Origin of the sequence: Pseudoflavonifractor sp. BSD2780061688st1 E11, assembly GCF_005844125.1 — a bacterium.
In the GTDB taxonomy this organism is placed as follows: Bacteria; Bacillota; Clostridia; order Lachnospirales; family Lachnospiraceae; genus Sellimonas; species Sellimonas catena.
In genome coordinates, this window is sequence record NZ_SPHM01000070.1 from 1 (window position 1) to 8,385 (window position 8,385).

Genomic DNA, 8,385 nt, shown 5'->3' on the forward strand with positions numbered 1-8,385 from the left:
TAAAGCAGATAGCTTATTAAAGTGCGCCTAAAATATCCGGTTATCCACTTTTCATTCCAAAACTCCTTCCCTGTACGAATTTTCCTTGTTTTGCTTCAAGTTTACGAAGGAGTTTCGCAATTACCTAGATCATAATCTTATCCGCAGAAGGATTCGTTCCCTTTCGCCTCCAGTCACTGACTGTACTCTGAGATATACCTGTTCTTTTCGCAAATTCAATTTGTGACATTCCCTTTTCTTCAAGATATTGATAGATTCGTTCGCTTATAAGCATAGCCTCTCCTTTCATCTTTTCTTCCAATTTTACCTTTCATCTTTTCTTTCAATTTTATCTTGACAAACCCTTTTGTTCTTATTAGTATAAGAGATGAGAAATGGGTTTTTACCAAGTATGATTTAAAATCGGAACGGGTTGCTCGTTTCTTTTTTTATATCTAAAATGTCATATAGATAATAATTCCCATTTTTTGCATGACGCACCAACATGGAAACATGATACACGTTATAACGTTCCACTACTCCCTGTTCATCATAAACGGGCAATGCAAATCTGGAATCATACCGGTACCAGCCAAATACTGCATCTCGCAAATGTTTATTTCCAGAATTCTCCCGATAATGCTTTCCTTCTGCAATTTCAAGCATCTCTGGAATTCCTTGTGTGGCATTCGCCTTCGCTTTCGCATTGGCTCCTTTCAAAGAAAAAGTATATTTCGATCCCGTATATTCATCCGGTAGATCCCGTCCAATATAAACTGTATCATTTGTATCTTCAATCAAATAAGAATTCCCTACATATTGCCTCAAATACTTTTTCACTTCATCCCAACAAATCGACCGTTTTCCTTTAAATAAAATTTTTGAAATTACAACGAGTTTCCTACCATCTTTATCTGTAATGATTTTCACATTCTCCCTCATGGATTGGTCTCTCCTCATTTTCTCCTGTAAGGTTTAGAAGAATCATTTATCGTATATACGTTATAATATGGTAAAAAAGAAAATATGTCAATCATTTTAACCCCATTCATGTCTTCTCCCCTATTTGTTATACGTATTGTTTTCGTCTAACAGATTATATAACAGGATATATTCTCGTCCTACAAGACATAGCTTTCGATAAAAAACGGCAGGATGTCAAACATCCTGCCCTGTCACCAAACTATTCTATTCTCAGCAACTACAGTCCCAGTCCGTCAATCCATTCCTGTACTTCTGCTTCATCAACACTGGAGCTGAATCGCTGTCCTTCCTGCCAGTCTCCGGTTCCGGCCATATCCGCCAGAAGCTGTCCGCTCTCGCCAAGTCCGGAGGATGCAGATGTTGCAAACGTGATCACAGTCTTTCCTGTGAAATCATTATTTTCCACAAAGCTGTCTACCGGCCATGCGGCGATGCCCCACCAGATTGGGTACTAAACCGGAGGTCGTTTTCCCCAGCCCTTGATTTTACTGAGCTTAACGGTATACAAAAGTGTGTTTTGTGTTTCCACATTCCCCAGAATAGTTATTCCAGGAACCCAATCTCCAGCAGTTCCTGAGCAATCTCCCTACTCTTCACTCTCATCAAACCATCTTCTTCCTTTACATTAGACAGCAGATTCACACTTCCATACCAGACGATTTCTCTGTCAATCACAGCAAAATGTTCATGCATCCCCGTCTTCTCCAGCACAGTCACTCCCGATTCTATCAGTTCGGTAATCAGTCCTTTCGTCTTTTCAATTCGCTGTTGTGGGTAATTGTCCGCCGACAGCGTCAGTAGTGTGATCTTCACACCGCTATCATGTCGTTCTTCCAAAGTTTTTAAAATTCTGTGTACCCCCTTTGCACCGATTCCAGGGCTGGAAATCACAATCTCCGTATCGGCTTGCGCCACATCTCTTTCAAATACAGACGTATAGGATTCGCTGTCAAATATGGCATTAGTCTCCTGCTTTTTCTCTGCCTCATTCATAACGATCTCATATCCGATCTTCTTATATGCTCTCAGTCTTTTATAATACATTTTATCCAATACACGGATATGCGCATCCACATAGTCATATATGATGACCTTCCGTTTGCCTTCATAATCCCTGTGTAGTCTTCCGGAATACTGCTCCACATTCCCCTGCCAGGCAATGGGAGTTGTCAGCATCATTGTGTCTAGCCTTGGGTAGTTAAAACCTTCTCCGATATATTGTCCGATGGCAACAAGAACCATTGATTCATTTGCCGGAACATTTTTCATATTCTCACGGATCTGCTCGTTTTCCTTTCTGCTTCTGCCGCCTTTAAGCAGGAATACATGATCCGCCTTATCCCGGAGCATAGCAAGCAATATATCTGCCTGATCTCTGAATTTTGTCAAAACGAGCGGAGTCCTGCCTTGCCTCAGACATTCTTCTACATCAGATATAATCTGCCTGTTTCTCACATCACTGCCGCGCACTGCGGCATATGCTTCATTGATCTTCCATTCCTGTCCTGTAGTATTGATCAGCCTTGTAAATCTCGGATATACATAATGCGCAATTCCCTGAAGTTTCACTTTATCTTTTGCGCTGAAACGGTATCTGACCGGTCCGATCTGCATAAATATTTTTTGTTCCTGTCCGTCATCCCGTTTGGGAGTTGCGGTCAGACCATAAACATATCTGGCAGAGACTTCTTTCACTACTGCCTCTGCGGTATCCGATGCACAGTGATGACATTCATCTATGAGTACCATTCCATAATCCTTCACAACTGTATCAATATTTCCAGGTTTTCCAAGGGATGATATCATCACCACATCAATAATCCCTGTCATGGAATCATGGCCTGCATAGCGAGTTCCGATCACACTTTTTCTCCGTTTCACACGCCCCTTCGGCGTCGTGTACTCAGGCGGTTCTTCGTTAATATCAAGGAATTTCTGAATATCTTCCACCCAGTTATTCATAATCTCCTTATTATGTACCAATATAAGAGTATTCGTCTTTCTTGCTGCAATCAGATATGCGCTCCTTTTCCAGAACGAGAACGCTCTGTCAGGATATCCACTCCATAAATCCTGCAAATCTCGCGCAGAGCATTTACTTCTTCCCTCCAGAGTTCATCTGTATTGGCATAATCATCCCCATTCGTAGTATCATCATGATTGTCAAAATCAAATACAAGGAAATTGCAAGTCTCATCAGGCAGCATCGGGTAGACGCCTATCACGTCCGAACAGTCTTCTCTTGCACCTGTCAAATGCTGCATGATCACTTTGCCTGTAAGCTCTTTGTAATGCTGTTCCGGGCAGTCCGCACATTTTATTTTCTTTTTTTCATATTTCGGACAAATACCCGGCTTCCAGTAATTCCAGCATTGCGTATAATATCCTGTTTTCCCGGTCTTAGGATTCGGCTTTCCTGCTCTTTTACTGTATACATCTTTCCGTCCTTTGAAAAAAGAATAGAAATACTGGGCGTGCTTCTGAGTGATCGTTTCCAGGATGATAAATTGCTCCCTGACTGTTTCCGTTTCACTCATGACAGAATCCTTCTGCTGAGCAACCGGTCTTTCCTTTTCCTGAATACCTTTTCCATAGGGAATACCTGCTTGGGACAAAAGTAACTGAAGGCACTTAATTTCTTCATTTAATAAACGGATTTCTTCTCTCTGTTCCCGAATAATCTTATCTTTATTATCCATATTTTTACCTGTTTGATTTCTAAAAAGAAATGTCCTGTATAATTTTTCTCATATTCTTAATGGTATCCTCATAAGACACAAAGTCTTCTGTAAAATAACTGGTGATAGACTGATAATCTTCTTCATAAAAGGAATTATCACAAAACTCTGTAATAATGGCAGATACATCTACTCCTTCTTTTGCGGATGGACATACAGTCATTTGAGCCCGATGCTCCCTGACCTCTTTGACCAATGAGACAAACTTATTATCAAAATCAATGAGCGGAGTAAGTTTATAGACATCATACAAATGACGCGAATACCGTTTTGATTTCCCCTGCATATAATAATCGCAAAGAGCAAAAATCTTATCAATATAAGTCCTTTCCAACGACTGTAAATTCATTGAAAATCTGTCAAGAGAAAATTGTTTTGCCAGATCTATTCGATTTCGCTTTTCCAGATAATCCCCAATATAATTATGTATCTCTAACGACTGTGTCGGAAATGCATACGACCCCAATGCAGTTTCCAGTTTTATATACTGCGGCAGTCTTTCATCTTCCAGTTCAAATACAGAAGTATATGAAAAGAAATAAGCGTTATAGTCCCTGTCGCTCTGGGTTTCATTCCAGTTTGCAATCGGCATTTCCAGTTCTTCGCTTATTCCTTTTAAAACAACATTCTTAAGTTTTTTCCTTCTACTCTCTCCTATATGCTCTTTGAAAGTAATATCAATATCTTCTGAAAAACGATTGATTAAATGATATCCTTTGGATAAAGACGTCCCTCCTTTGAAAACACACAGATCAAGCTGCTCTGACAATAATTTCAGGATCAGTGTAACATAGTAATCTTTTTCTACTACTATAGGTGTTCTTCCACTTTGCTCAGCAGTCTGTTCCACCATATCCTTAAACATTTCTCTATCCTTATGAAGATACATACTCTACCTCCGTTTCATATATTGCTTTATATATCTTGAGTGGATAGTTTGTGATATATCTGTCGATCTTTTTCTTTGTAATACCATTTTTCCTGGCATATTCCGTTAAAATTTTTCCACACTTTTCCGGTTCTATCTCTGTGCATTTTTCAATATCCTTTAAACAATCAAGAAACTGGAGAACCGGCGCATTTTCTTCAGTGATTTCCACCACTGGCCTTCTGATAATATACTGCCTGTTTTTAATTGTCGTTTTCCTTACCAACGCCGGAGCAAAATTGCTGTTTATCTCCTGAGTAAGCGGAACCTGCGTGGATAATCCCATGCGGTTTGCCAATGTATAGCCGGAATAGTAACCCACCCGCTTTCCCCTGCGCAAGATATACTTATGAACAGCTACTGTATCCGGGGACAAAGACATTCGCTCACCGAAAATATCCGTTTTGGGGAAATAGTATACTCCCGGTTCAAATCGGCATATGGATCCACTATCAGCAAGTTTTTTTAAATGATATCTAAGATTTTCTTCTGTCATCCCTGGGATATCAATATCTCCGGTAAAAATAGGTTCTCCTAGAATATAATTTTCTTTCAAATATTCATATAACATAATCGCTTTCCTTTCATTAAGTAAATATTTTATTTACTTATCGTTAGTATACTTAAAATTTTTTTCTTTGTCAATCGCATCTGATTTATTCATATTGTTTCCATCTACATCACTGTTTAACAGGACATATTGTCCTATTAAACACAGTTTTAAGAAATTCAAAGTGCCATTTAAAAGTAAGTAGGTAATCATCCGTACCTTGACAAAATAAGAAATCCCCCCGGCACTTTCGAGGGGAATATTTGTCTCTTATTTTTTCAGTTTGCTGTGGCATTCAGCCGGCAGGCTGGTGGACCATGGAAGCAGTTCCAACATCGCTTCCTTTTCCGGGAACGGACCAAGATCTTTCATCTGCTCCATCACATAGGTGAGATAATTGTAGGGTTTCAGACCGTTCAACATCGCTGTTTCCGTAATGCTGTATACGGTTGCGCTGGCCTGTGCTCCCCGGATACTCTTGGCAAACAGCCAGTTTCGACGCCCTGTCGCAAAGTTTTTCAGCGGCCGTTCTGCCGCCAGATTATCAATGCTTAAGTGTCCGTCTTCCAGATATCTCCTCAGATAAACTTTCTGGTTCAGGGTATGCAGGACAGCTTCGCCGATCAATGAAGACCGGTCTACGGAATCCTCCAGTGTATGAAGCCACCCAAAGAAAGCCTCTAAAAGCGGCTTCGCCTGCTTTTGACGCTCTTCATACCGTTCTTCCGGCGTCTTGTCACGGATCATCTCTTCAATCTTATAGAGCATCCCGATCCGTGCCAGTGCCTGATATGCGGTTGTCTCCTTCAACTGTTCTTTGGTGAAATCCTTTTTCAAGGCCGTCAGGGCTTCATCGAATCTGCGTCTCGCATGGGCCATGCATCCCGTCACAGTGATCCTTTCCGGGAGATTGTGGTATGCCTGATAACCATCGCAGGTGAAAGATCCCTCAAACTGATCTCCAAGGAATTCCGCCGAATGATATCCGGCACGGGTTCTTTCGTATTGGAAGAGGACCATCCGCGGAGAGCCGCTGTATTCATCCGTGAGATAGACCCACATCCAGTTCTGGGTGGAACCCTTCTGATCCGGCTCATCGATCACCTGCATTCTGGTTTCGTCTCCGTGCAAATAGTTACTCCGGAGCAGCTCTTCTTTCATCAGATCATAGAGCGGCTGCAGATACCGGTCTGCACATTGGATGATCCAGTTCGCCATGGTCTTTGTGGAAAGATTCAGGTCGTACCGGGCGAATTCCCGTTCCTGACGCGCAAGCGGCATCCCGTTTACATACTTGGCATTCATGATGCCTGCAACAAGGGACGGGGTTGCAGCACTTTCTTTCAGGAGTGACGGCGCTTTTTCCGGCCGTTTCATAGCCCCGCATTTCGGACAGCTGTACACAAAAATCACTTCCTCCACAACTTCAAACCTCGCGGGAATGAATTTCAGTCTTTTGACTCTTTCCTTTGTGACAACCTTATATTTCGTATTGCAGTCCGGGCAGTAACGGTCGTCTCCCGTCAGCTTGTACTCGATCACTTCGGTTGTCTCAAAGGAGGAAAGGTCTTCTTCCTTTTTTCCGGAACGTTTTTTTCTTTTGTAAGAAGACGGATGGATCTCTGCCAGGTCCGGTTCCGGGGCATTCAGGTCTGCTTCCCGCTCTGCCTCGTTAAAAAGATTCAGCTGGATATACCCGTCCGCATATTTTTCACTGGATGTGCCAAAGCGTTTCCTCTGAGCAAGAGTAAGGCGGTCAAAGAGCATTGCGTTCAGGAATTCCAGTTCCTTTGTTTTCTATTCCAGGATCTGGATCCTTGATTCCTGCTTCTGCAGCGTTTCTTCCTGCTTTTGACGATGCTCCTGCATAATCTTCAGCAAAGAGAGCATGTCCTCCCTGTCCATCCTGTTCAGTTGTTCTTCTGTAAAAACCGGATCCATCGCACAGCCAGTGGATCTCTTTGAGAGTCACTTTCCGCAGTTCATCCGGTGTGTCCGGCCAATGGAAGGCATTCCGCTCCAGACGTTTCATCAGGATCCAGAATCCGGAGCCGTCCCACTGGAGAATCTTGATCAATGTGCGTCTGCGATTGCAGAACGCGAACATACAGCGGGAGTACGGATCGAGATGGAATTTCAGTTTGATAATTGCGGCCAAACCGGTATAGCTTTTACGGAGATCGGTCACTCCACACGCCAGATAGACGGTTGTGCTTCCAGAGAAATCAAGCATAGTTCTTCAACGCCTGCAAGAGCGTAGTCAGTATCCTGGCTGAGCAGTCAGCGCCAATTTCAATCCGGATATTTTCCGGAAGAAGGATCGTAACAGAATGATTTCCTGTCCTAGAGTTCAACTGCAGCTCTTGTTCCGAAGGCAGCTTTGTGAACACCAGATCAGATGCAGGTTCTTTTCCTGGTGCTTCTGACTGAATCTTTCGGATCCAATAGCCCAAAGTAGACTGTGGGATCTTATTCTGCTGACCACACTCTCCTTTCTTGTCTATTATTATAGGCTGAATATAGAAAGGATTGAAGAAACAATAAGTTCTCAAGTATATACCCGGAGGTTTGTCCTGATGCTTTCGTCCAAACACAGTCGAGACAAGCTGGATGCTCGGCTATGCGATCTTAGGTAATATTCCGCTTTTTTCAGGAAATATTTCTACACTTGTAATTCATCTTCTTGCCTTTGTAATTGCCTTTTTGCTGGGATGTATAGTGGTGAAATTAAAACAATTATAGTTCTAACATAAAGACATGTTTATATTGTGTTCTACCTTGTGTTCTATTTTAAAATCAGACATGAAAAAACCGCCGAATTTCGGCGGTTTTTCAGCAGGGGATGAGAGAATCGAACTCCCGCTAAGAGTTTTGGAGACTCCTGTCATACCATTTGACCAATCCCCTATATTCTATTTCAGATACAAAGAAACACACCTTTTCAGGTGTTTCTTTTTGTGTACCTTCAAAACCACATATAAGTCCACGTTTCTGTCATCCTGCTTTTTCCTATCCACCATTCCTTGGTTATGCCCTCGACCTATTAGTAACAGTCAGCTCCATGTGTTGCCACACTTCCACCTCTGCCCTATCTACCTCGTCGTCTTCAAGGGGTCTTACTGCTTTCGCATGGGATATCTCATCTTGAGGGGGGCTTCACGCTTAGATGCCTTCAGCGTTTATCCCTTCCCGGCTTGGCTACCCTG

Annotated in this window: 8 protein-coding genes, 1 tRNA gene and 1 rRNA gene; all 10 read right to left on the bottom strand. The window is 42.3% G+C overall.

Annotation, left to right across the window (positions count from 1 at the left end):
* Window positions 1-396: 396 nt before the first annotated feature.
* Window positions 397-921, bottom strand: coding sequence for a hypothetical protein (locus FGQ85_RS17705; RefSeq protein ID WP_087169593.1), 525 nt, complete (start codon window positions 919-921; stop codon window positions 397-399).
* Window positions 922-1,180: 259 nt separating this feature from the next.
* Window positions 1,181-1,408: a flavodoxin gene (locus FGQ85_RS17710; RefSeq protein ID WP_347563115.1), complete on the bottom strand. Its 228-nt coding sequence runs from the start codon at window positions 1,406-1,408 to the stop codon at window positions 1,181-1,183.
* Between the two features lie 98 nt (window positions 1,409-1,506).
* Window positions 1,507-3,042 (bottom strand): DEAD/DEAH box helicase family protein, encoded by a 1,536-nt coding sequence (locus FGQ85_RS17715; protein ID WP_347563114.1) that lies wholly within the window; start codon window positions 3,040-3,042, stop codon window positions 1,507-1,509.
* A complete protein-coding gene (locus tag FGQ85_RS18970; RefSeq protein WP_243128604.1) occupies window positions 2,976-3,662 on the bottom strand; it encodes a DEAD/DEAH box helicase in 687 nt (228 codons plus the stop codon). The genes FGQ85_RS17715 and FGQ85_RS18970 overlap by 67 nt, the downstream gene beginning before the upstream one ends.
* Window positions 3,663-3,681: 19 nt before the next feature.
* Complete coding sequence (locus FGQ85_RS17720) at window positions 3,682-4,590, bottom strand: nucleotidyl transferase AbiEii/AbiGii toxin family protein (protein WP_138374120.1); 909 nt, start codon at window positions 4,588-4,590, stop codon at window positions 3,682-3,684.
* Window positions 4,577-5,200: a DUF6088 family protein gene (locus FGQ85_RS17725; protein WP_087253497.1), complete on the bottom strand. Its 624-nt coding sequence runs from the start codon at window positions 5,198-5,200 to the stop codon at window positions 4,577-4,579. The genes FGQ85_RS17720 and FGQ85_RS17725 overlap by 14 nt, the downstream gene beginning before the upstream one ends.
* A gap of 249 nt (window positions 5,201-5,449) precedes the next feature.
* The gene (locus tag FGQ85_RS17730) at window positions 5,450-6,946 is read right to left on the bottom strand and encodes an IS66 family transposase (protein ID WP_243128605.1); all 1,497 of its coding nucleotides are present in this window, start codon (window positions 6,944-6,946) and stop codon (window positions 5,450-5,452) included.
* Window positions 6,936-7,412, bottom strand: a complete 477-nt coding sequence (gene tnpB / locus FGQ85_RS18975; RefSeq protein WP_243128606.1) for an IS66 family insertion sequence element accessory protein TnpB — start codon at window positions 7,410-7,412, stop codon at window positions 6,936-6,938. The genes FGQ85_RS17730 and tnpB overlap by 11 nt, the downstream gene beginning before the upstream one ends.
* A 603-nt stretch (window positions 7,413-8,015) precedes the next feature.
* Window positions 8,016-8,086: transfer RNA gene (locus FGQ85_RS17740), tRNA-Trp, on the bottom strand.
* A 116-nt stretch (window positions 8,087-8,202) separates the two neighbouring features.
* Window positions 8,203-8,385 (bottom strand): 23S ribosomal RNA (locus tag FGQ85_RS17745); the annotation flags it as partial.

Coding starts and splice junctions, on each gene's coding strand:
- FGQ85_RS17705 (WP_087169593.1), bottom strand. CDS start 921: ATGAGGGAGAATGTGAAAATCATTACAGATAAAGATGGTAGGAAACTC.
- FGQ85_RS17725 (WP_087253497.1), bottom strand. CDS start 5,200: ATGTTATATGAATATTTGAAAGAAAATTATATTCTAGGAGAACCTATT.
- FGQ85_RS18970 (WP_243128604.1), bottom strand. CDS start 3,662: ATGGATAATAAAGATAAGATTATTCGGGAACAGAGAGAAGAAATCCGT.
- tnpB (WP_243128606.1), bottom strand. CDS start 7,412: ATGCTTGATTTCTCTGGAAGCACAACCGTCTATCTGGCGTGTGGAGTG.
- FGQ85_RS17730 (WP_243128605.1), bottom strand. CDS start 6,946: ATGCTCTTTGACCGCCTTACTCTTGCTCAGAGGAAACGCTTTGGCACA.
- FGQ85_RS17720 (WP_138374120.1), bottom strand. CDS start 4,590: ATGTATCTTCATAAGGATAGAGAAATGTTTAAGGATATGGTGGAACAG.